The 22,599-nt window shown below is 67.6% G+C and carries 14 protein-coding genes and 5 pseudogenes; 8 read left to right on the top strand and 11 right to left on the bottom strand.

Features of this window, described 5'->3' with window-relative positions:
• The 5 genes and pseudogenes from BIV24_RS07030 to BIV24_RS07015 form a co-directional block, all read right to left on the bottom strand.
• On the bottom strand, positions 1-799 hold a 799-nt coding region (locus BIV24_RS07030), incomplete at its 3' end, for an RNA-guided endonuclease InsQ/TnpB family protein (protein WP_107459253.1).
• A 248-nt stretch (positions 800-1,047) separates the two neighbouring features.
• A complete protein-coding gene (locus tag BIV24_RS31370; RefSeq protein ID WP_079168059.1) occupies positions 1,048-1,236 on the bottom strand; it encodes a hypothetical protein in 189 nt (62 codons plus the stop codon).
• 79 nt (positions 1,237-1,315) lie between these two features.
• Positions 1,316-1,756 (bottom strand): MarR family winged helix-turn-helix transcriptional regulator, encoded by a 441-nt coding sequence (locus BIV24_RS07025; protein WP_071365298.1) that lies wholly within the window; start codon positions 1,754-1,756, stop codon positions 1,316-1,318.
• 55 nt (positions 1,757-1,811) lie between these two features.
• Positions 1,812-2,696 (bottom strand): annotated as a pseudogene (gene istA, locus BIV24_RS07020) (IS21 family transposase); the annotation flags it as partial.
• Between the two features lie 168 nt (positions 2,697-2,864).
• Positions 2,865-3,752 (bottom strand): alpha/beta fold hydrolase, encoded by an 888-nt coding sequence (locus BIV24_RS07015; RefSeq protein WP_177198635.1) that lies wholly within the window; start codon positions 3,750-3,752, stop codon positions 2,865-2,867.
• 292 nt (positions 3,753-4,044) lie between these two features.
• Between BIV24_RS07015 and BIV24_RS07010 the strand changes: the two genes are divergently transcribed.
• A complete protein-coding gene (locus tag BIV24_RS07010) occupies positions 4,045-4,506 on the top strand; it encodes a hypothetical protein (RefSeq protein ID WP_071365297.1) in 462 nt (153 codons plus the stop codon).
• A 34-nt stretch (positions 4,507-4,540) separates the two neighbouring features.
• Here the strand turns inward: BIV24_RS07010 and BIV24_RS07005 are convergent.
• Positions 4,541-4,840: pseudogene (locus BIV24_RS07005) on the bottom strand (transposase); the annotation flags it as partial.
• Positions 4,767-5,636 (bottom strand): hypothetical protein, encoded by an 870-nt coding sequence (locus BIV24_RS33025; protein WP_143064568.1) that lies wholly within the window; start codon positions 5,634-5,636, stop codon positions 4,767-4,769. The gene BIV24_RS33025 and the pseudogene BIV24_RS07005, both read right to left, overlap by 74 nt.
• A gap of 278 nt (positions 5,637-5,914) precedes the next feature.
• On the opposite strand from BIV24_RS33025, the gene BIV24_RS06995 reads away from it, so the two are divergent.
• The gene (locus BIV24_RS06995; protein ID WP_071365294.1) at positions 5,915-8,923 is read left to right on the top strand and encodes a 3-keto-alpha-glucoside-1,2-lyase-like domain-containing protein; all 3,009 of its coding nucleotides are present in this window, start codon (positions 5,915-5,917) and stop codon (positions 8,921-8,923) included.
• A gap of 473 nt (positions 8,924-9,396) precedes the next feature.
• Positions 9,397-10,143, top strand: coding sequence for a GNAT family N-acetyltransferase (locus tag BIV24_RS06990; protein WP_071365293.1), 747 nt, complete (start codon positions 9,397-9,399; stop codon positions 10,141-10,143).
• Between the two features lie 595 nt (positions 10,144-10,738).
• Here BIV24_RS06990 and BIV24_RS06985 read toward each other — a convergent pair.
• The gene (locus BIV24_RS06985; protein WP_107459250.1) at positions 10,739-12,283 is read right to left on the bottom strand and encodes an OmpL47-type beta-barrel domain-containing protein; all 1,545 of its coding nucleotides are present in this window, start codon (positions 12,281-12,283) and stop codon (positions 10,739-10,741) included.
• Positions 12,284-13,009: 726 nt separating this feature from the next.
• Here BIV24_RS06985 and BIV24_RS06980 point away from each other — a divergent pair.
• The 5 genes and pseudogenes from BIV24_RS06980 (at position 13,010) to BIV24_RS35070 (ending at position 18,550) form a co-directional block, all read left to right on the top strand.
• A complete protein-coding gene (locus BIV24_RS06980) occupies positions 13,010-13,990 on the top strand; it encodes a multicopper oxidase domain-containing protein (protein WP_071365291.1) in 981 nt (326 codons plus the stop codon).
• A 519-nt stretch (positions 13,991-14,509) separates the two neighbouring features.
• A pseudogene (locus BIV24_RS36190) lies at positions 14,510-15,454 on the top strand (ThuA domain-containing protein); the annotation flags it as partial.
• 3 nt (positions 15,455-15,457) lie between these two features.
• Positions 15,458-17,407 (top strand): annotated as a pseudogene (locus BIV24_RS06975) (ThuA domain-containing protein); the annotation flags it as partial.
• Between the two features lie 9 nt (positions 17,408-17,416).
• Positions 17,417-17,620 (top strand): annotated as a pseudogene (locus BIV24_RS36185) (PKD domain-containing protein); the annotation flags it as partial.
• Between the two features lie 78 nt (positions 17,621-17,698).
• Positions 17,699-18,550, top strand: a complete 852-nt coding sequence (locus BIV24_RS35070) for a 3-keto-disaccharide hydrolase (RefSeq protein ID WP_342745240.1) — start codon at positions 17,699-17,701, stop codon at positions 18,548-18,550.
• A 268-nt stretch (positions 18,551-18,818) separates the two neighbouring features.
• Here BIV24_RS35070 and BIV24_RS06970 read toward each other — a convergent pair whose 3' ends face one another.
• The 3 genes from BIV24_RS06970 to eboE are packed head-to-tail and all read right to left on the bottom strand — an operon-like array spanning position 18,819 to position 22,599.
• Positions 18,819-19,979 (bottom strand): sugar phosphate isomerase/epimerase family protein, encoded by a 1,161-nt coding sequence (locus BIV24_RS06970; protein ID WP_071365289.1) that lies wholly within the window; start codon positions 19,977-19,979, stop codon positions 18,819-18,821.
• Positions 19,976-21,397: an alkaline phosphatase family protein gene (locus BIV24_RS06965; RefSeq protein ID WP_071365288.1), complete on the bottom strand. Its 1,422-nt coding sequence runs from the start codon at positions 21,395-21,397 to the stop codon at positions 19,976-19,978. The genes BIV24_RS06970 and BIV24_RS06965 overlap by 4 nt, the downstream gene beginning before the upstream one ends.
• Positions 21,394-22,599: a metabolite traffic protein EboE gene (eboE, locus tag BIV24_RS06960; protein ID WP_071365287.1), complete on the bottom strand. Its 1,206-nt coding sequence runs from the start codon at positions 22,597-22,599 to the stop codon at positions 21,394-21,396. The genes BIV24_RS06965 and eboE overlap by 4 nt, the downstream gene beginning before the upstream one ends.

Here is a 22,599-nt window from a genome sequence, read left to right as displayed (position 1 = left end):
AGAGCTGGTGGTGGAAGTCGCGGCGTGCGTCGGTCACCTTCGCGTGGGCGCGAGCGACCTTCCAACGAGCCTTCTCCCTGTTCTTGGATCCCTTCTGCTTGCGGGACAGCTCCCGCTGGGCCTTCTTGAGCTTCTTCTCCGCGCGGCGCAGGAACCGCGGAGAGTCGATCTTCGTGCCATCGGACAGGACCGCGAAGTGGGTCAGTCCGAGATCGATGCCGATGCTCTGGTCCGCCTTGGGCACGCGGGCCGCGTCGGCGGCCGGGTCGGTGTCGATGACGAAGGAGGCGAAGTACCGGCCCGCCGCGTCCTTGATCACGGTGACGCTGGACGGGACAGCCGGCAGGGTGCGAGACCACCTCACCCGCACTTCACCGATCTTCGGCAGGTTCAGCCGCCCGGCCGGCGTGAGGGACCAGCGGGCGTTTGTGGTGAACCGGATCGACTGCCGTGCGTCCTTACGGGACTTCATGCGCGGCGCGCCCAGCTTCGGGCCCTTGCGTTCGCCTTTCAGCGAGGCGAAGAAGTTGCGATAGGCGCTCTCGGCGTCCCGCAGGGACTGCTGCAGCACCACTGCGGAGACCTCGCCCAGCCAGGACCGCTCGGCGGTCTGTTTGGCCTGGGTGATCAGGGTGCGGGACAGGTCCGCGGCCTTCGGGAACGGTACGCCCTGCCTACGGGCGTCCTCGCGGGCGCGTACCGCGTCGTTGAACACGACACGAGCGCACCCGAACGCCCTTGCCAGCGCAGCGCGCTGGCCTGGTCGCGGGTACAAGCGGAAGCTGTACCGAAGCTGCACACCGAGGACTCTACGTACCTGAGTTATGGCCGAGATGCAGAATATCCGGATCGGTCGGCAGTGATTTTTCGTGATGCATGTTCACTTGGACTTTGTGACCGACTTCCGGTACAAGGTGTTCACGGATGATCATCTGTGGTGCATGAAGGAGATCATGCGGGCGGTACCGGACATCGAAAGCGACCCGCCCCATGTGAAGCCCTGTCCGGCTCCGCCGGAAAACCACCCCGACGCTCCGCGTCGCCCCTTCAGATTCGCTTCACCACCAGGGTGAACCCCGATGCACTGCGAATGAATACCGGTAGCGCCGTCGCGATGAGTGAGCTGTTGATGGGGTTGAGGGCCGAACCGACGAACAGGGGCGTGGCGAAACGCCAGGAAAACGGGTGGCCACTGTACGCAGGCAAAGCCGCGGAGTGCTCTTCGGTCACTGACATACGCACGTCCCTATGCGCGGTCGAGGCCGCACGTCATCGGCTCCGCACGCTCGGCATGGGGGCTGGTTCGGATCAAGGGTCAGAGATGCTGGGCCAGGCGTTCCAGCAGCGGAGCCGCAGCCGCCAGAGTGGCGACCTCGTCGCCGGTGAACGACTCGCCGAGCGCGACGGCCATGCGATCGGATTTCGCGTCGCGGCTGGAGTGGAGGACGTCGCTGCCCGCGCCACTCACCGTCAGTAGCGATCGCCGCCGGTCGTTGGGGTCCGGGGACCGCGTTACCAGCCCGTGCTTCTCCAGCGACGCGACGGTGGAGCCCATCGCCTGCGGGGTGATCTGCTGCAGACGGGCGAGGTCGGCGACGGTGCTCGGAGCGCTGCGATCGATCTGCGCCAGCGCGGACAACTCCGGGGTCGTCAACTGCCCGTCGGCCACGGCCTCGCGGGTGCGTCGCTTGAGCATCCCCAGCGCCACCCGGATCGCGGTGGCGGTGGACCGGTTCAGAGCATTGCGAGTGTCCATAATTGGAAGGTTAGGCTTCGAAGGCCAATATTGCAAGCCCAGCATTCCTAATGCGGCCGGCGCTGCCAGACGGCGGAGGTCTGGTGCGGTCGGCTTCGATCCGGTCCAAGGGGCGGGCCTGCAAGCTCCGGTGGGTCCGGCGGTTGGCCTTGGACAACCAGTCGGCCAACTGGACGTTGAAGTCCGCCGGGCTGGTGAACACCCGACCGGGCAGGAACGAGGTCTCCAGATAGCCGTTGGCCCGCTCAACCAGGCCCTTCGCATCCGGATCCCGGGGCTTGCAGAGCACGAACTTGATGCCCAGCAGCCCGGCGAACGCGGCGAACTCGTCAGTGAGTCGGGGGCCACCCGGCCTCCAGGAGCCGACCGCACCTGCGTTGTCCCAGACCAGCAACCGTGGCACGGCACCGAGCTCGGTCAGCAGCCGCCAGTGTCCGGCGATCAGGTCGGCAGCCGAGCGCGAGGGCAGCATCCGTGCGAGGATCCACCGCGAGTAGGCGGACACCATCACCAGCACCGGCGAATGCCCAGCCTGCCCGAAGCCCAAAGGGATCTCAGCGGGCGGGAACCACAGGTCGCACTGGGCGATCTCGCCCGGCTCATAGACCGTCCGCGAGGCCGGATCCACCGGCCGGTAGGCCGGCCGCAACTCTCTGACCCGGTCCTTGAGGACCGCCATCCCACGGTCCCAGCCGATCCGCTCTGCAATCACCGTCGAGGGCATCTCCGGCCACTGCTCCAGCAGTTCACGGATCCGCGGCTCGACTGCGTCCACGATCGAGCCCTTCGGCACCCGCTGGTACTTCGGCGGTGCGTCGCCCGCAATCGCCCTGCGAACGGTGTTTCTTGCGATACCCAGCTTCCTGGCGATCGCCCGGACCGGCATCTGCTCAGTCCGGTGCAGCCGACGGATCTCCGCCCAGTCCTCCACGCTGATCACCCTTCCTCCCGGCCTGGCTCAACGAGCCCGGCCCCCGGAGGGGGTCAACTTTCAAGCGTCGCTACTGGTCCACTTTTCAGCCGTCGCCGACACACCCGCACAGCTTGACGGAGATCGTTGTCCGGCACGCGCACGCCTTCTGCCTCGGCACGGCCATGAACCGATCACCTACCCGTCGGTGATGGCCTTCTCAAGGAGCAACGTCAGGATCGACTCGGCATGTGTCCACAGCAGGGCGCCGCCTATCTCCGGCACGACATGGTGATCTGCACCGGGCATACGGGCAGCGAGCAGTGCTCCGTTATCGGGCGAGTGGCTGGTGTCCTGCTCGCCGTACCAGATATCGACCGGGACAGTGATCTCGTCGAGGGCGAATGGCCACCGCCCCATCGCCAGGACCGTGTCGCGGGCGTAACCAGCAGCACCTTGAGTAAATGCCTCATTCAAGGCCCTGCGGTATCCAGCCGCGAAATCAGGATCCTGGTACACGGCAAGGTCGCACCCTGGGCTCCCGGCCATGACCATGTCCCACATCGCATCCGCAGTGAAGCCCGCGAAAAACTCCTCAGCGCCGACCGGATCGCGCACAGTCCGCTCGACGAGACCACGCAGGTCCGCCTCCAGAACAGAAGCAAACTGCGGCGCGGCGACCTCGTCCGCACCAGAGACAACAGCCAGTGCCGAGGCGACCCCCTCCGCAGCGCAGGCGAGAGCGAACGGTGCACCTTGCGAGTTCCCGGCCACAACCGGGCGCTCCAGCCCTCGCAACACACAGAGTTGCTGCATATCCCCAGCGAAGTCAGAGAAGGTCCGCCCGGGGGCGGGCGTCGAGACACCAAGCCCCGGACGATCCACAGAGACAAGGCGCACCCCAAGCGCCTCGACAACGCCTGCACCGAACCCGAGCCACCGGCTCGTAGCCGCACCCGGACACAACAGAACGGGCACTCCGTCCAACGGCCCCCACTCGGCCCAGCCAAGCAACCGCCCATCAGACAGAGCACTCTCGCCCAGCCGGGCAGGAACGTCGACATATCCAGTCACGATCAACATCATTGGCTATGGGCGGGGTGACCCGCACCCGAATTTTCACCATGTTCCCGAACAGGGCGAACCTTGCCTGATGCGGCACTAAGAACCGCTAGCGGAATGCGGTTCGGCCAAGGCCCCTGCCGCCGGCGGTACGTGTGGAGTTGCCATGACAGGATCTGGCTGTGACGTGCGATGTGTGTGGACACGAGATGCGGCAGGCACCGGTAGCGGAACCGCGAATGCCATGCTAGTCAGCCACTCCCGCCCAGCGAGGGAACCTCACAGGCTGCTGATTCACGAAGCGAGGAGAGCTGGAGTGCCCAACAGACCGCCACTGGAGGAAGCCCTCAATATCCTGCGTGCCGAGCTGGCGGCTGGGCGATCGACGACGGCCGAGTTGACCACTAAAGCCGCATGGCTGGCCTTCATGCGATTCGGACGGCAGCGCTTTGACACAGCGGCCATGCCCGACTCCGACGGCTTGCTCTTCCAGTACGGCACGTACGCCTTCAACGGGCGACCGACGTTCACGGTGGACCTCACGCGACAGTTCGACATCAGCGATGTCGACGGTGAGCATGACCACTACGTGCAGGTCCACTGCGAACTGCGCTACGAGCCCGAACCCGTCCTGGACGCCCTGGGGTGCTTCGACTCGTGGTTCTTTCACGACACCGATGCGGACCTCGACCAGTGGTTCGCCGCTGTGGAGAGGCATCTCGAACTGCTGCTTGAACGCGCGCCCTTCGAGATTGACGTGCACGAGGAGCCGGTATAGGCCGTTCCCCAGTAGTGGGAGGTCGCGAGGCCTGTCACGCAAGCAGGACTCGCTTGCGTGGGAGGTCGAAGCCTGGACAGGCGAACATCTGGCGCTTGAGCATCTTGATCCGGTTGACATGCCCCTCCACGACACCGGAATTCCAGGGCCGGGTGAGTCCGGCGATGACGGCGTCGCGGTCGCGGTCGATGCCTGCGGCGAGGGTGTGCAGGCTGGGCAGGTCGTCCTGCCGGACGGCGTCGAGCCAGTCCGGCAGGCGCTCACCCTTGCGGCCAGTGAGCATGACTGCGAAGGAACGGACATGGCGGGTGAGGGCGTCGAGTTCGGGGCAGTGCTATCTCCCACAGCGCCGACGCGACATGGACGAGGGTCCACGCGTTCCCCGCGTTCCCCGCGTTCAGCACGGCCGCATCGTTCTGCTCGTTCCGTGCGTTCTGTTCGACTTGCGCGTTAAGCACCTGTCGCAGACGCGGCAGCACGGCTGCGGCGGGAGGACCGATCCGGCCGAGAATTTGTACCGCGTCGATGCTCCGGTAGCTGTCGAGGAGACGCTCCAACTGCGTCACGACACTCTCAGGGTGGCGTTCGAGTTCCCAGAGGGCGCCCGTCGCGCCCGTGCGGAGGTCCACGTCTTCCGCGTCGGCCAGGGGGCGGACGACGTCCAGGGCGGGTGCAGCCCGGGTGCCGAAGGACGCGAGCGCCTCCAGGACGGAGGCGGCAGTGCGCCACTGCTTGTGCCGGGCAGCGGCACTGACGGCGTCGGCGAGTGCGGGCGCGGCGGCTGGGTCTCCCAGATCCGCGAGGGCTGATGCGAGCGCGGAAGCGAGCGCGGAAGCTCTGCTGTCGGGCCACTCCTGGGAGAAGTCGACATCGGCGAGGCGGCGGATCAGCCGAGGCACGAGTTCGGAGACGGCCTGGCGCAGACAGCCTGCGGCGTGCACCGCGCGCCAGGCATCGGTACCCGTGTCCAATGCGGTCAGCAGACCGGGCAGAGTGCGTTCGTCTCCGAGCTGGGCCGGCGCCAGGACGGCTTGCTGATGGGCGCGGCGCAGACAAGGGTGCGGACTCGCCCACACATCGGGTCCGTGCGCGGTGCGGTGCGCCAAGCTGGAGGAACGCGGGCTACTCAAGCACACCGACTTCCGCTCGACGTGCCGGTAGTTCATCACGCCGGTGCCCCGGGTGTGCTGGTGCCACTCCCCGCGACCGAATCCCGAGGACGCTCAACTGGGCTTCCCAGGCCAGACTTTGAACCCATTGATGACAAAGTATGGACCCGATCGGCAGAAGTCCCCTACCGTGACGGCACAACCGTAGGAGTACTGACTCTTCGGCATCAGCATCCGCGTTTCCGTATAGCTCGACCGGAGTGCGATCCGGCGGCCTCCGGTCCCGTCCTGGAGGACCGATGCATCCACTTCCGTTCCGCCGCGCCCGAAGACACCTCACCGCATTGCTCATCGGCGGCTTCCTCGCAGGCGGGATAGCGGCCGCTCCCCCGTCCGCCGCCGCACCCGCCGATGTCCCGCCCCAGGAACCCGGTGTCACCCTGCGCGTCTTCGACACCCAGGTCCCGCTCAGCAAGCTGTGCACCCTCAAGCCGGGCCAGACACCCAACTACGACAAGCTGATGCCGACCGTGGACTGGTCCTCGACCGACGACTTCGGCGGATTCGCCGACAACTTCTCGGCGCAGGCATCCGGTTACCTCGTCATCCCCACCGACGGGACGTACACCTTCCGTCTCACCAGCGACGACGGGTCACGGCTCACGATCGACGACCGTGAGGTCATCGACCACGACGGACTGCACGCCGCCGAGCCCAAGGACGGCGCCGTCCAACTCACCGCAGGCTCCCACCCGTTCCACATCGACTACTTCGAGCGCACCGGCGGGCAGCAGCTCACGCTCGGCTGGAAGCCGCCGGGCGCCACCGACTTCACCGTCGTGCCGCGCGAGTCGCTGACCACCGACGCCGGGGTCGTACGGGTCACATCGCCGGGCCGCAAGGAGTGCGAGGCCGGCGCCGACAGCCCCGGTGACGGACTGCCGCTCACCGACGTGCGCCCCGACCTCACCCTCACCGACCTGCGCCCGGACGGGTTCGAGCCGCAAGTCACCGGCATGGACTGGCTGCCCGACGGGCAGCTCGCCATCAGCACGTGGGGCGGCTCCCAGAACAAGACGGGCGAGGTGTACCTCCTCGACCACGTCACCGGGAACACCAGCCGCGACAAGGTGACCGTCAAGAAGATCGCGAGCGGGCTGCGCGAGCCGATGGGCATCAAGTACGTCGACGGCTCCCTCTACGTATCGCAGAAGCACGAGCTCACCCAGCTCGTCGACACCGACAACGACTCCGTCACCGACGAGTACCGCACCGTGGCCACCTGGCCCTACAGCGGGAACTTCCACGAGTTCGCCTTCGGGCTGCTCTACCGCGACGGCTACTTCTATGTGAACCTGTCCGTCGCCATCAACTACGGCGGGGCGACCACCACCCCGCAGCCGGCCCCGGGCCGCGGCACCACATACAAGATCAGCAAGAAGACCGGGAAGATCCATCCGGTCGCGGGCGGTCTGCGCACGCCCAACGGGATCGGCTGGGGTCCGGACGGCGACATCTTCACCACCGACAACCAGGGCGGCTGGCTGCCGGCCAACAAGCTCGTCCAGATCAAACAGGACCGCTTCTTCAACCACTACGTCGAGCCGTCGGGCCCGTTCGACGACCATCCCGTCACCCAGCCGGTGCTGTGGCTGCCGCAGAACGAGATCGCCAACTCCCCCAGCACTCCACTTTACTTGACCAAGGGTCAGTTCGCCGGGCAGATGCTCATCGGTGACGTCACCTACGGCGGGCTCCAGCGCGGCTACCTGGAGAAGGTGAAGGGGCAGTACCAGGGAGCCGTGTTCCGCTACACGCAGGGGCTCGAAGCCGGCGTCAACCGGATCACCATGGGCCCCGACGGCGCGATCTACGCGGGCGGCCTGGGCGCCGACGGCAACTGGGGTCAGGAAGGCAAGCTCAGGTTCGGCCTGCAGAAGCTGACGCCGAACGGTGGCAACACCTTCGACATCAAGGAGATGCGGGCCGTGCCCGGCGGCTTCGACCTGGAGTACACCCAGCCGGTGTCCGAAGCCACCGCCGAGAAGCTGGCCTCCCGCTACCAGGCCGAGCAGTGGCGCTACACCCCGACATCGGACTACGGCGGCCCGAAGATCGCCGAGGAGCAGCTCGCCGTCCGCTCGGCGACGCTCGCCGACGACGGGCGCACGGTCCGGCTGCGCCTCGACGGGCTCAAGCCCGGCCGCGTCGTGCACGTGCGCTCGCCGCGCCCCTTCGCGTCCGCGTCCGGCGAGACGCTGTGGAGCACGGAGGCCTGGTACACACTCAATGCCATGCCGGGACAGCAGCCGCCGCCCGCCACGCTGTACGAGGCCGAGGAGGCGCGCCTGACCGGCGCGGCCGGCGTCAACACCGACCACACCGGGTACTCGGGCAGCGGCTTCGTCGACCGCTACAGCACCGAGGGCAAGGTGGCCACTACGTTCGATGTGACGGTCCCCGAGGCCGGCGAGTACGACGTGAACCTGCGCTACTCGAACGGCCCCAACCCCTTCCAGGGCACCAAGTCCCTCTCTCTGTACGCCAACGGGGAGAAGCTACGCCAGACGAAGCTCCCCTCCACTGGCACGTGGGACGCCTGGTCGACCCGGACCGAACGTGTCGGCCTGCGTGCGGGCCACAACACCCTCGCGTACCGCTTCGACGCCGGAGACACCGGTCATGTCAACCTCGACCTGATCACCGTGCGTCCGCACGGCGCCCCGGTCACCCTCTTCGACGGCACCACCGCCTCCCAGGCTCAGTGGCAGCATCCGGACGGGCGGCGCGTGGAGTGGCCGCTCGCCGCCGAGCAGTCGATGGAGGTGTGCTGCGGCGACATCCGCACCAAGGAGGCCTACCAGGACTTCAAGCTGCACGTGGAGTTCCGGGTTCCGCTGCTGCCGGACGACGTGACCGGCCAGAACCGCGGCAACAGCGGCGTCTATCTTCAGGACCGCTACGAGATACAGATCCTCGACTCGTACGGTGACACCACGCTCGACACCAACGAGGCCGGGGCGATCTACCTGAAGAAGGCCCCCGACGTGAACGCGGCGACGGCGCCGGAGACCTGGCAGACGTACGACATCACGTTCCACGCGGCACGATTCGACGACAGCGGCCGCAAGACCGCCGACGCGCGGGTGACGGTCGTGTGGAACGGCAAGAAGGTCCACGACTACGTCGCGATCGACGGGCCGACCGGCGGCGGGGCACCGGAGGGACCGTCGGCCGGGGCGATCCGCCTGCAGGACCACGGAAACAAGGTGCGGTTCCGCAACATCCGGGTGGAATCGTTGAGTTGACACACCCGCACCAAAGTCACACAACGGCGGGGCGCGCCCACGAGGTCGTGGGCGCGCCCCTTTCCCGTTCTGTCAGAGAGGCATCCCGGATCCGTGCTCACTGCCAGCGTGACGGGCACACTCCTGAGCGGATCGTCGCCAGTTGAGTACCCCGGGGTGCAGCGTCTTGGTCAGGTGCCGCAGCATCGTGCGGTGAAACCATCGGTCCTCCTCCGGGGTGTTCGGGTTCCACCGCGGGCGCGGACCGAAGGCGGGCCCACTGGTATCGGATTGTGGTCAGAGCGCGCCGGACCCGCAATCTCCAGGGCACGGCCATCCGCCAGCCGCCTGTGACTGAGGGTCAGTGCACAACGATCGGAGACCGTCAAGCCGCCGTATGAAACATCACGAGCTGCGGAAACTCTGTTGTGGCATCGGATGCGGAACTGCAGAATGCCCGCGCCGAGGCATACATGATCTATCAAGGATGAAAAGTGACTGAGAGCGACGAGCAGCGCCAGACCCTGACCAACGGGCAGGGTATGCCGGTCCTGACTTATCTACAGGGTGTTCGGGAGGGGCACCCATGGGCGGACCTGGCCGAAGTGGTCGGCCCCGACCCCGTGGAATCCATTGTCGCCGGTATGTCCGGATGGGCAGTCTCGGGATCCGTCGAGCTTGGTGAGCAACTGCTGCGCCATGGCGCACGGGTGATGCGGCACGCCCATGAAATGCGGAGGGACTTGGCCGCGTGTCCGCCACCGGCCGACTGGTCATCGCACGCCCTGGGCAACGGACTTCGGGCAGTTCCTTGCGACCTCCATGCCGATGCGGTGTTCTCGGCCTGGCGAGCCGCCTTTCCTGTCGACCATCCCGACCACCATCGCGGCAGCGACGAAGAAGCGCTCAACGAGCGCCTGGCACCGATGCTGGCGGGCTCCGTTCTCGGGCCGGTCCTTCCGTGCAGCGCCTTGGTGGTGGACGAGACGGACCGCGTTGTCGCTGGGGCGATCATCACCGACCGCGACGGCCTGCCGTGGATCGCGGACGTGTTCCGCCGACCCGAAGCCCTCTACGCGGGCCTTGGCGCCAATCTGCTGCGTCGGGTGCTCAGCGACGCTGCGGCCGACGGACTGGCCGATGTCTCGCTCGTCGTGAGCGATGCGAATCCAGCCCGTCGCGTTTACGAGAAGCTCGGTTTCCAACTGACCGGCACATCACTGACTGTCGTAGTGCCGTAGGTCAAGGACGCTTCCCCCGCCCCGCAGCCGGTACGCGTCCACTGTTCGCGGCGGTCCGCAGGCTCGCGCGCTGAGGCCCGTGCTCTCGCCGATCACTGGCGCGACCTCGCAGTCGAGCAGATAAGCGAGCTACGGCGGCACAAGAACCTGACGGCCCATCTGGACAGGCTTGTCGACCACCTGCAACCCAACCCAGTACGGAATCAACTCCTCGTCTGGGCAGAGACTCGCCGACACCTGCCCTGACAGATGCCGCGAGTTCACCACTCTCGACGCCGATATCAGAGTTCAGAGAATATGTCCATGTTTCCGTGAGTTCCCGCAGTCTCCCGACCCCCCGGCGATGGTCTCGGCAGCTGCCTGATCTGGTGCTTCCTCTCGTTTGACCACGATCGGGCGGGACGTTCATCAGCCGATGGGCAAAGCCGGTTCGAAGCAGCACAGCCGTGTCACAGAGGTGGCCAGGCCCGATGGGGTGGAGCCGTCCGGCTCTTCACCCCATCGGGCCTGGTGTGCTGTCCGGGTCGCCGCGGCGGCTGCTGATGCGGCCCGCCAAGGCACACGGATCAGGCGGCGTCACCGCTCCGGCCGCGACTCAGTGACCGGCGGAACCACGTTTCGGCATGCCGATGTCGGACTGGGCGGCTGCCTTCTTGATCTCGGCGGCCTCTCGCTGGTCGAGGATTCCCTCCTTCCGTAGCGTCGCTACGATCTCCCCGACGTGCGAGACGAACGCGCCGTGGTTGTCCCAGGCCCGGTGATCCTCGATCAGCTCGTTGATCGTGCAGCCGTTGGCCGTGACGCGGTTCGGGACACCGGTGTTGATCGAGCCAACGAACACGGTGGAGTGGGAGTCAGTTTCGGGACAGTCGGCCGGCGGCTTGCTGTCGACGATGGTGAGGGACAGCGACTGCGGCGTGGACGTGTTGCCGACCTTGTCGGTGGCTCGGTAGACGAAGGTGTGGCTTCCGGCTCGGTCGATCACCACCGGAGCGGAGTACTGCAGGTAGGGGCCGCCGTCGAGGGAGTACTCGATCTTGGCCACACCCGATTCCGTATCCGAAGCGGTCACCGTCACCGTCGCGCTGCCGACGTAGTCACCGGAGTCGTTCTTCGTGCCGGAGACGGAGGCCGACGCCTGCGGCGGCGTCCTGTCCTCCGGGGGAGCCGCCACCACCGTGAACTCCACGGACTTCACCAGTGATGCGTTCCCCGCCTTATCCGTCGCCCGATAGGCAAACGTATGCCGACCCACGCTGCTCACCCCGACCGGGGCCGTGTAAGCGACATATGCCGCACCATCGAGCGAGTACTCGATCTTGGCCACACCCGATTCCGTGTCCGAGGCGGTCACGGTTACGGTCGCAGTCGACACATAGTTCCCGGAAGCGTCCTTCGTCCCCGACACGGTTGCCGATGTGTCCGGTGGTGTCTTGTCCTCCGGAGGAGCCGCCACCACCGTGAACTCCACGGACTTCACCGGAGAGGTGTTCCCCGCTTTGTCCGTTGCCTTATAGGCCAGCATGTGATGACCCACGCTACTGACATCGACCGGCTTGGAGTACGTCACGAACGCGGCATTATCCAGCGAGTACTGGATACTCGCCACACCCGATTCCGAGTCCGAAGCGGTCACCGTCACCGTCGCACTCGACACAAAGTTCCCGGAAGCATCCTTCGTACCCGACACGGTTGCCGACGTCTCCGGCGCGGTGGTGTCGTCGCCGGGCGCGGCGGTGACGATCAGCTCACCCGACATCAGCTGGTGGCCCGGCATCGCGCAGAAGTAGTGGTAGACGCCGGGCGTGAGGGTGACCTCGGCCGTGTGCCTGCCTCCGTTGGAGTCCGAGGGGCTCGCCTGGATGTTGAGGCTGACATCGGTGTTGTAGTCGGAGTTCGAGGTGTCGAACGTCAGGGTGTGCGGCATCCCCGTCGTGTTGCCGGTAGCCGCGCTGTTCTCGAACACGATGGTCGCCGGGCCGGCCACCGCGGTGGTGGGGGCGGACGCGTACCTCGTGTAATCGTCGCCGGCCGTCCAGGTCAGCACCTGGGTCGCTGTAGTCTTCGCCGCGCGGCTCACCGTCGCGTACGCGGCCGGCACGGCCAGCGAGAGAGCCGTGAAGACAACGGCCACCAGCATCACGAGCGTCGGGTGCGCCTTGAATCGGTTGCGTCGCACGGAACTTGAGGGGGGCGGATCCGTCTGGGCATGGAGCAGTCTTCTGAACACCGCTGCACCTTTCGGGGATTCGCTTGTGCGGCACCGCGCTGAACTCGCGGTCCCGCCGGGTGGACGACCAGCCGCCGGGATGAGCACGTATCGAGGCGCGAGTACTCCGCTCACCGGACCGGCGCCCTGGACGAAGCGGGGCGAGTGCCGCGCTGGTGATCGCCGGGGCGTGACGACGGCGGTGGCCGCCGTCACTCACGAACAGGCGGCATCCGCCGCTGTCGCTGAGAGGCCGGTGGCACCGCGAACCCGAGGGTAGGGTTCACGCAACCTCATTCAATGCGGTATCGGTGGGAAGCTAGCCATCTTTTGACTGGCCGCCAAGACCTATGACCAGAATCCAACCAACTTTGACCTGAGTCTGGAAAAACTGGAGGATCGCCCGTTACGGTGAGGCAGTCCCGAGGCGAATCCTGTTCGCCCAGCCGATCTGATCCCGGGCGCATCCGGCCCATCGAGCCAAGCCGATCGGCCCCGTCAGAGTCCGGTCCGACGAACGCCTCGCCCATCTCGCGAGGCTGAACGCTCGACGCGCCACCGCGTACCGCCGTGACGGGACAGATGCCGTCGGCGGCCGCTCACATCACGACCACGGAACGCCTTCAGGCACGCACGCTTTTCAAGGAATGGAGAGCGATGACCGACCCAGGCACAGGCACGAGACGCCACTTCTCACGGCGAGCGTTCGCCACCGGGGCGGCCGCTGCGGCGATCGTGCCCGCGGTGCTCGGCACCACCGCCGCTGCCGCCCCGAAGGACAAGCCCGGTGAAGGAAACGGTCAAGGCAACAACAAGGGCAACGTTCGCAATCTGACGGTGTACATGGAGAAGCTGCCGAACGGGGAGATGGGCTACGGCCTGCAGCCCGGTCAGGCAACGATTCCCGGCCCGCTCATCGAGCTGACCGAGGGCGACACGATGCACATCGAGGTCGTCAACAACCTGGACGTCGCCGCGAGTCTGCACGTGCACGGCATGGACTACGACATCGCCAGCGACGGCACCAAGATGAACGACAGCGTCGTCGAGCCGGGCGGTCGACGGACCTACGTCTGGCGTACCCATGCCCCGGGACCGAACCACGACGGGACGTGGGAGGCCGGTAGCGCCGGCTACTGGCACTATCATGATCACAACGTGGGGACCGAACACGGCACGGGCGGCATCAAGAAGGGTCTGTACGGCCCCGTGATCGTGCGCCGCAAGGGCGACGTGCTGCCCGACAAGCAGTTCACGGTCGTGTTCAACGACATGACGATCAACAACAAGGCCGCCCACGCCGCACCCACCTTCAAGGCCGTACGCGGTGAGCGAGTGGAGTTCATCGTGATCACACACGGGGACTTCTTCCACACCTTTCATGTGCACGGCCACCGCTGGGTGGACAACCGCACCGGGATCCTGCAGGGTCCGCAGGACGTGAGCCGGGTCATCGACACCAAGACCGTCGGCCCCGCGGACTCCTTCGGGTTCCAGGTGATCGCGGGCGACCGGGTCGGCGCGGGTGCCTGGATGTACCACTGCCACGTCCAGAGCCACGCGGACATGGGCATGGCCGGGATCTTCCTCGTGACCGAGGCCGACGGCACGGTCCCCGGCGGCATGCCCCACCACTAGTGCCCCAACAGGCAACGTTCGCCCCGTCGCGACGCCCGGCACGCACTCTCGCCCCACAGGCCGAAAACCCAAGTACATCCAGTACGAGGGCTTCCGGCCGGCACGCCGAGAGCACGCACCGGACGCCGCTCCTTAACGGGCAAACGTTGCCTGCCGGGGCACTGGGGCCGCTCGTTTGGATCACGCCGGGTTCGCGGGCCCTGGCACCGCTCCCCGATCCAGCCGATCCAAACGAAAGACCCTGGGCAGCAGCGGCGGGGTCCAGACCCGGGTTTCGCCCCCGAAGCCACGCCCGTCACCGGCCTGTCGGGCGTGTACCAACTGCCGCCGGTCGGTCCTCGCCCGCAAGGACCTGAGGCGAACCTGACCTCCCTGCTCCGGCACCCCGTCCTTCCCGGGCATCGTGACCGCCCGCCGAAATCCGCCTCACCGGGCGCACGTCGGGCAAGGCTGCCTGCGGCAGCCCTCGCTCCATTTCCTGATCACTCTTCCGTTGTCGGATCGAGTCAAGGAGCAACCATGGGCATGAGAGACCGGTTCGCCCCGTCACGAAGAAGCGGAGCGCCGCCTTCGAGTCCGGTGCGAACCCCTCGGCACGCGCGGTCCTGGCGCCGCGCGGTAGTCCTGCTGTCCAGCGCCGCGCTGGCCATGGGGCTGTCCGCGATGCCGGCAGTGCAGGCACACGCGCAGCCGACCTCGGAACGCAGCCAGGACCAGGGCGTCGACACTGAAGCACAGGTGAACGTCCTGGTCTTCCACGGACCGGCCGCCAAGCAGGACGACCCGGTCAAGCGCGCCACGACGGCGATCGAGAACCTCGGCGAGAAGAACGGCTTCAAGGTCGTCGAGTCCGATGACCCCGGCGCCTTCACCACCGCCAACCTCGCCAAGTACCGAGGGGTGGTGTTCCTGTCGGCCGACGGCGTGACGCTCAACGCCGAGCAGGAGGCCGCGTTCCAGTCGTACATCAACAACGGCGGAGGCTTCGTCGGCGTCCACGACGCCGCTCGGGCCCAGGGCGACTCCTCCTGGTTCACCGGCCTGATCGGCACCCGCCCGGCCCTGGGCCTCCCCGACCCCGAGAAGGTCGTCGAGTACGCGGTCAACGAGGACAACCCGCCGAACGAGACCAAGGACAAGCTGTTCGACGGCAAGAACGACACCAAGTGGTTGACCCATGCGCCGACCGGCTGGGTCACTATGAAGCTGGACAAGCCGGTCGCGGTGGTCAACTACGCGCTGACCTCCGCCAACGACTACCCGGGGCGGGACCCGAAGGACTGGAAGCTGCAGGGCTCGCAGGACGGCCAGAACTGGACGACCCTGGACACCCGGACCGGCGAGACCTTCTCGTCGCGGTTCCAGACCAGGCAGTTCCAGTTCACCAACAAGCAGGCCTACCAGCACTACCGGCTGGAGATCACCGCGAACAGCGGTGAGCCGCTGACTCAACTGGCCGAACTCCGGCTCTTCAGCGCCAACCCGACGCCTCCGCAGGACTCCAAGGTCCAGCAGGGTGTCGTCGATGTGACGGACCGTCAACATCCGGCCAACAAGAACCTGCCGCTCACCTGGACCCGCTCTGACCAGTGGATGAACTGGGACCCCAACCCGGTCGGCAAGGTCCACACCATCGCCCAGGTCGAGGAGTGGAAGTACAAGCCGGGACTCAGCGCCAACGGCCCGTTCCACCCGATCTCGTGGTGCCGGGACTATGACGGCGGCCGGTCCTTCTACACCGGCATGGGCCGCACCGAGGAGAGCTACACCACCGACACGAAGTTCCAGAGCCACCTCCTCGGCGCCATCCAGTGGACCACCGGCATGGTCCGCGGCGACTGTCAGGCGACCATCGCCGCCAACTACAAGACCGAGCGGCTGACCGACCAGAACAAGGCCGGGCAGCTGGACCAGATCGGGGAGCCGCACGGTCTCACCATGGCTCCCGACGGCAAGGCCTTCTACATCGGCAAGGCCGCCTGTCCGTCCGGCCCGATCGTCAACTGGAACGACCCCAAGGTCGGCCTGGGCTGCGGCACCATCCACCAGTGGGACCCCAAGACCAAGAAGGTCAAGCTGCTCACCACCCTCGACGTGATGGGCAACCGGGGCAGCGGTGACGAACTGGTCAAGAACGAGGAAGGCCTCGTCGGCATCACCCTCGACCCGAAGTTCGAGAAGAACGGGTGGATCTACGTCTATTGGATGCCGCACGAGTCGATCGACCGCGACAAGCGGATCGGCCAGCGGACGGTCTCCCGGCTGACCTACGACTTCGCGACCGAGTCCATCGACCAGGGCACCCGCAAGGACCTGCTCCACTGGGACACGCAGATCCACAGCTGCTGCCACGCCGGTGGCGGAATGTCCTTCGACAAGGACGGCAACCTCTACATCGGCTCCGGTGACAGCAACTCCTCCGGCGGCTCCAGCGGCTACTCCGGGAACAACTGGACCCAGGACTACAAGGGCACCTCCTTCCAGGACGCCCGCCGCACCTCCGGCAACACCAACGACCTCAACGGCAAGATCATCCGCATTCACCCCGAGTCCGACGGCACCTACACCATCCCCAAGGGCAACCTCTTCCCGCCGGGAACGGCCAAGACCCGCCCGGAGATCTATGTGATGGGTGTCCGCAACATCGCACGGCTCTCCGTGGACCCCGTGCACAACTGGCTGAACGCCGGCTGGGTCGGGCCGGACGCGGGAGCGTCGAACCCCGAACTGGGCCCGGCCAAGTATGAAACGGCCACGGTCATCACCTCCGCGGGCAACCAGGGCTGGCCGTACTGCATGGGCAACCGACAGCCGTACCGTGACCGCAGCAACACCGACGCCAGTGTCCTCACCGGCTGGTACGACTGCGACCACCTCAAGAACGAGTCGCCGCGCAACACCGGCCTGGTGGACATCCCGCCGGCCCGCGACAACATGATCTGGTACTCGCCCCAAGGCGGCGGCCCGGTCTTCCCCAAGCGCTCCGACGGCAGCGGTGTCCCGAGCTACGTCGACAGCGAGGCCACCTACACCCAGCCGTACCTCAAGGGCGGCGGCCAGGCCATCATGTCCGGTCCGACCTACCACCGCTCCCAGGTGGACACCAAGAGCGGCGTGGCCTGGCCGGCTTACTGGGAGGACAAGTGGTTCATCGGTGACGAGTCCAACGCCAACAACCGGGTTGCGGTGACCCTCGACCCGGACCACGTCAAGGACCAGGGCGCGCCGGCCTTCGGCGAGGACCTGCGCAGCATCATCGCGCCCGGCAGCGGCGGCACCCAGCTGCAGAGCTGGATGGACGCCAAGTTCGGCCCCGACGGTGCGCTGTACATGCTCGACTACGCGGGCGGCTTCTTCAGTCTGCACTCCAACCAGAAGCTCATCCGCATCACCTACCAGGGTGGCCCGGCCACCCCGAAGCCGCAGGACGCCGGGGCGCGCGTGATCAACCAGAGCAAGCCCAGGACGGTGGCGTTCTCCAGCGCCAAGGCCGGCGGTGTGGACTGGGAGTGGGACTTCGGTGACGGCAGCAAGCCGTCGCACGAGGCCAACCCGACGCACACTTACGCCGACTACGGCACATACCACGCGAAGCTGACGGTCACCTACGCCGACGGTGAGAAGTCCACCGCGACGTTCGACGCCAAGGCCGGCTGCCCGGCCCCCGACGCCCGGCCGACCGTCAAGCTGCTCGACACCGACACCGGCGTGACCAACCACCGCGCCAGCGGCGGCTGCACGGTCAACGACCTGATCGACGACGAGGCCTCCTGGCCGAACCACGGGGAGTTCGTCAGCCACGTCAACTCCGTGGTCAATGACCTCCGCAAGGAGGGCGTCCTCGACAACCGCGAGTCGTCGGCGATCAGTAGAGCGGCGGCTCAGAGCGAGATCGGCAAGGTCGCCGGATACAAGCCCGTCTTCGACGGGACCGCGGCGAGCCTGGCCGACTGGCGGCAGGCAGGCGCCGGGAAGTTCTCACTCCAGCCCGACGGCACCATACGCAGCTCCGGCGGCATGGGCATGCTCTGGTACCCCAAGCAGGAGCTCGGAGACTTCTCGGTCAGGCTCCAGTTCCGGGACATGGCTCCGGATCCCGGCAACGCCAACAGCGGGGTCTTCATCCGGTTCCCGGACCCGCGGACGCCGTTGGCCGACCGCCCGCCCGGCAGTTGCGGGACCGTCGGCTCGGCTCGCACCGCCCCCGAGTGGGTCGCGATCTACTGCGGCCAGGAGATCCAGATCTACGACGGGGCCACGGGCGAGGTCCAGAAGACCGGCTCGGTGTACAACTTCAAGCCACTGAGCCTGGACAAGGCGGGGGTGACCCCCAAGGGACGGTGGAACGACTACGAGATCCGCGCGGTCGGGCAGCACTACACGATCATCCGCAACGGCGTGGTGATCAACGAGTTCGACAACACGCCCGGCAAGTCGTCGTCCCGGGCCGGTGACCCGCCCACGGACCTGCGCCAGTTCCTCAAGGGGTACATCGGGTTGCAGAACCACAGCAACAACGACCTGATCGAGTTCCGCAACATCCGGGTGCGGAACCTGTAGTTCGCAGAGCGGCCGATGCCGGGCCCGGAGCAATAGCCCCGGGCCCGGCTCTTCCGTATCTCCGCACCCACGTCGAGGGGGAGAACGGCGGTCGGTGCCGGCGCCGGGCATGGCGACCGGCGCCCCCACAGAAGTAGCGACGAGTCCGGGTCCGCGGACGCGCGGACCCGGCCCGCGACCTGACGTCCTACGACGGCGCGAGGAGGCTCTCCCCCATATCCGGGGAGAGCCTCCTCGCGCCGCTTCGTGTACGCCCGGCGTCGGTTCGCTACTTGCGGCGCAGGGCGGCCATGTTCTGGTAGCCGATCCGCGCGTGTTCCATGGACTGCGCCAGGTTGGTGGAGCTCGGCGCGTTGTCCTGCTCCACCATCGGGTTGTGGTAGTGAGGGTGGCCGACGCGGGAGAAGAACGTCGTGTAGTCGATGACGCCGGTGCCGAACGGGACCATGTCGTAGCCCTGTCCGTTGGTGGCGTTGATGACGCCGTCCTTGGCGTGGAACAGCGGGTAGCGCTTGTTGTGGCCGGCGACCAGGCCGGCCGGGTCGAAGATGTTCTCCCGGGTGGCCCCGTCGTGGTCGGTGTGGGTGCGGAACTTGTACTGGGCCACGTGCGCCCAGTAGATGTCCATCTCCAGCCAGATCAGCTTGGGGTCGGTGATGGACAGGAAGTACTCCAGCTTGCGGATGCCGGAGCTGCGGGTCGGGCGGCCCTGGGCGTCGAGCGGGCCGCCGTCGAGCAGGAAGCCGTACGCCGCGTCGTGGTTGTGGGTGTAGAGCTTGATCCCGGCGCTACGGGCGATCTCACCGAGGGCGTGCCACTTGTCCGCCGCCACGTCCCAGTCGGCCTTGTAGGAGCTGTTGGTGGGGTCGCCACCCGTGCCCATGTGGTCCATGCCGAGGATGTTGGCGATCTCCAGGTGCTGCTTGAAGGTGTCCAGGTCGGCGGTGGTCAGGGGCCAGGAACCGGGAATGAAGCCGTGGTTGCCCTGCGCGCGCAGCCCGTACTCGTCCAGCCAGCCGCGCATCAGCCGGGCGCCCTCGAGAGTCTCCAGGTTGGCGCCGCCGGGGGCGTTGCGGTGCTGGCCGTAACCGGCGAACTCCACCTGCCGGTAGCCGAAGCGGGCCAGCTGCTCGAAGACGGCGCGGAAGCCGGAGGGCAGGTTGGTCGAGAGCGGGTCGCGGCCGGTGGCGTCGCGGACCGTGTAGAGGATGATGCCACGCTTGTCCTCGGGAACGAGCAGATGGCCCTTGGCCTCACCGTTCGACTCGGTGGCGGTCGCCGCCTGCACGGGGGCCGCGCCGAAGACGGGAGCGGCGATCGCCCCGGCCGCCACGGCGGTGCAGGTGCTCAAAAAGCTGCGGCGGCCGATACCGAGGCTGCGGCGCAACTGGTCGTCGGTGCCCTGGTCGGTTGCGTGGATGTCGTTCACGGGTGCCTCTCTCTGGGCTGGTGGTCTGCTCCGTCGAGACCGGCGAGGCGGAGCAGGAGGGACTTCACATCGGTGGCCGCGAGGCGGTCGCCGACGGCGCGGGGGGTGGAGCAGATGAGGAGCGGACCGTCGTCGTCGCTCGTGGGCAGGCGGCCGTGGCTGCCTCGGATGGGGGACGCGTCGAGGGGGACGACCGCCATGCGGTAGCGCAGACCGAGTTTCTTGCGAGCCAGGGCGGTGGCCGCCTTGACCTTGACGTAGGGGTCGAGCGGGTCCATGAAGAGCTCGACCGGGTCGTAGCCGGGCTTTCGGTGGATCTCGACCAGCGGGGCGAAGTCGGGCGCGCGGTCGTCGTCGAGCCAGTAGTAGTACGTGAACCACGCGTCCGGCTCGGCGACGGCGACGAGTTCACCGGAGCGCGGATGGTCGAGGTGGTGGGCCTTCTTGCCCTCGTCGTCGAGGAGCTGTTCGATGCCGGGCAGGCCGTCGAGTGCGGCCCTGGTGGCGTCCAGGTCCTCGGGGCGGCGTACGTAGATGTGGGCGATCTGGTGGTCGGCGACGGCGAAGGCGCGGGAGGTCATCGGGTCGAGGTACTCCATGCCGTCCTGGGTGTGTACCTCGAGCAGGCCCGCCCGGCGCAGGGCGCGGTTGATGTCGATCGGACGGTCGGCGCGGGTGATGCCGTACTCGGACAGCGCGACGACGGTACGGCCCTCGGCGCGGGCGTCGTCCAGCAGGGGCGCCATGGCGGCGTCGAGGTCGGTGGCCGCCTGCAGGGAGCGGGGGTCGTCGGGGCCGTAGCGCTGCAGGTCGTAGTCGAGGTGCGGGAGGTAGCAGAGTGTCAGGTCGGGGTGGCGGGTGCGGTTGATGTGGCGGGTGGCGTCGATGATCCAGCGGCTGGAGACCAGGTCGGCGCCGGGTCCCCAGAAGTGGAAGAGGGGGAACGTGCCGAGTTTCTCGGTGAGTTCGTCGTGCAGGGTGGGCGGCCGGGTGTAGCAGTCGGGTTCCTTGCGGCCGTCGGCGTAGTAGACCGGGCGGGGGGTGACGGTGATGTCGGTGTCCGCGCCCATGGCGTACCACCAGCAGATGTTGGCGACCGTGTAGCCGGGGTGCGCGCGGCGGGCGGCGTCCCACAGCTTGTCGCCGGCGACGAGGCCGTTGTGCTGCCGCCACAGCAGGACCTCGCCGAGTTCGCGGAAGTACCAGCCGTTGCCGACGATGCCGTGCTCGGACGGCAGGGTCCCGGTGAGGAAGGTGGACTGGGCAGCGCAGGTGACGGCAGGCAGGACGGTGCCGAGGGATGCGTGGGAGCCGGACCCGGCGAGGGACTTGAGGTGGGGCATGTGGTCCAGGAGCCGGGGCGTGAGGCCGACGACGTCCAGGACGAGCAGCGGTGTCGGTCCGCCTGGCCGGCTCATGGCAGCTCCTTCAGGCCGAGGTCGGTCAGCAGGTCGCGGGCGAGGGCGAGTTCGGCGGCGATGCCGTCGGCGAGCCGGGCACGGTCGCGGGGGCGCAGCTCGGGCGGCAGTGCCTGCCAGGTGTACGTCTCGACCTCGAGGTGGCGGGTGAGCGGGTGGGGGCCGCCGGCCAGGCGGGTCAGCGCGGCCTTCAGAACGGGGAGGGTGGAGGTGAGCGGTGCGGCGGGGGCCGCGTGCAACGGGACGTGGAAGTGGGCGCGCCAGGGCGCGGCGTCGGGGAGCACGTCGGCGCCCAGGGCTTCCCCGAGGTCGTCGGTGCCGCGCAGGCCGGCGGCGATGGGGGTCCCTCCCGCTCGAACGGAATTGAGAGTGGGGGCGGTCCGGGTCTGGTGCAGGAAGCGGGGCTCGTCGAAGGCGGCGAGGGCGTCGCGGACCTCGGGCAAGTGGGGGTTTTCGGCGTGCAGGGCCGCGGACAGCTGGGACTTGACGACGGGGACGCGGGCCTCGGCGAGGGCGTCGAGGGCGGTGTGCGGGTCCTCGAAGGAGGTGGCGAGGTGGCAGGTGTCGACGCAGATGCCTATGCGTTCGTGGGCGATCGCGGTCAGCGGGGCGATGGCGTCCTGCGTGGTCTCGACGGTGCATCCGGGTTCGGGTTCCAGGCCGACACGGATGGAGCGGCCGGTCAGATCCTCGAGTGAGTCAAGCCGTTCGGCCAGCGTCCGCAGGGCGGTGCGGGCCGTCTCGGCGCGTGCGTCGTCGTACGCCGTGCGCCAGGCCAGGGGCAGAGTGGAGATGCTGCCCTCGGTGACGTCGTCCGGGAGGAGGCCGGTGAGGACGCGGGCGAGGGCGGTGGTGTGGTCGAGGCGTTCGGGATCGGCCCAGTCCGGCCTGTACACACGATACTTGACCTCTTCGGCGCCGAAGCCCTCGTACGGGAAGCCGTTGAGGGTGACGACTTCGAGGCCACGCCGGTCGAGTTCGCCGCGCAGACCGCGCAGGGCGGACGGGTCGGAGTCGAGCGTGCGGGCGGCATCCCGGGCGAGCCAGAGGCCGATGCCCAAGCGGTCCCGGCCCAGACGGCGGCGGACGGGCTCACAGTGGTCGCGGAGCTGGGCGAGGACGCCGTCGAGGGTTTCGGCGGGGTGGACGTTGGTGCAGTAGGCGAGGTGGACGGTGGAGCCGTCGGGGTGGCGGAAGCGCAT

This window comes from Streptomyces colonosanans (assembly GCF_001866645.1).
Lineage (GTDB): Bacteria > Actinomycetota > Actinomycetes > Streptomycetales > Streptomycetaceae > Streptomyces > Streptomyces colonosanans.
Note: the sequence above shows the minus strand (reverse complement) of the source record. Positions and strands in the feature narration are given on the sequence as shown.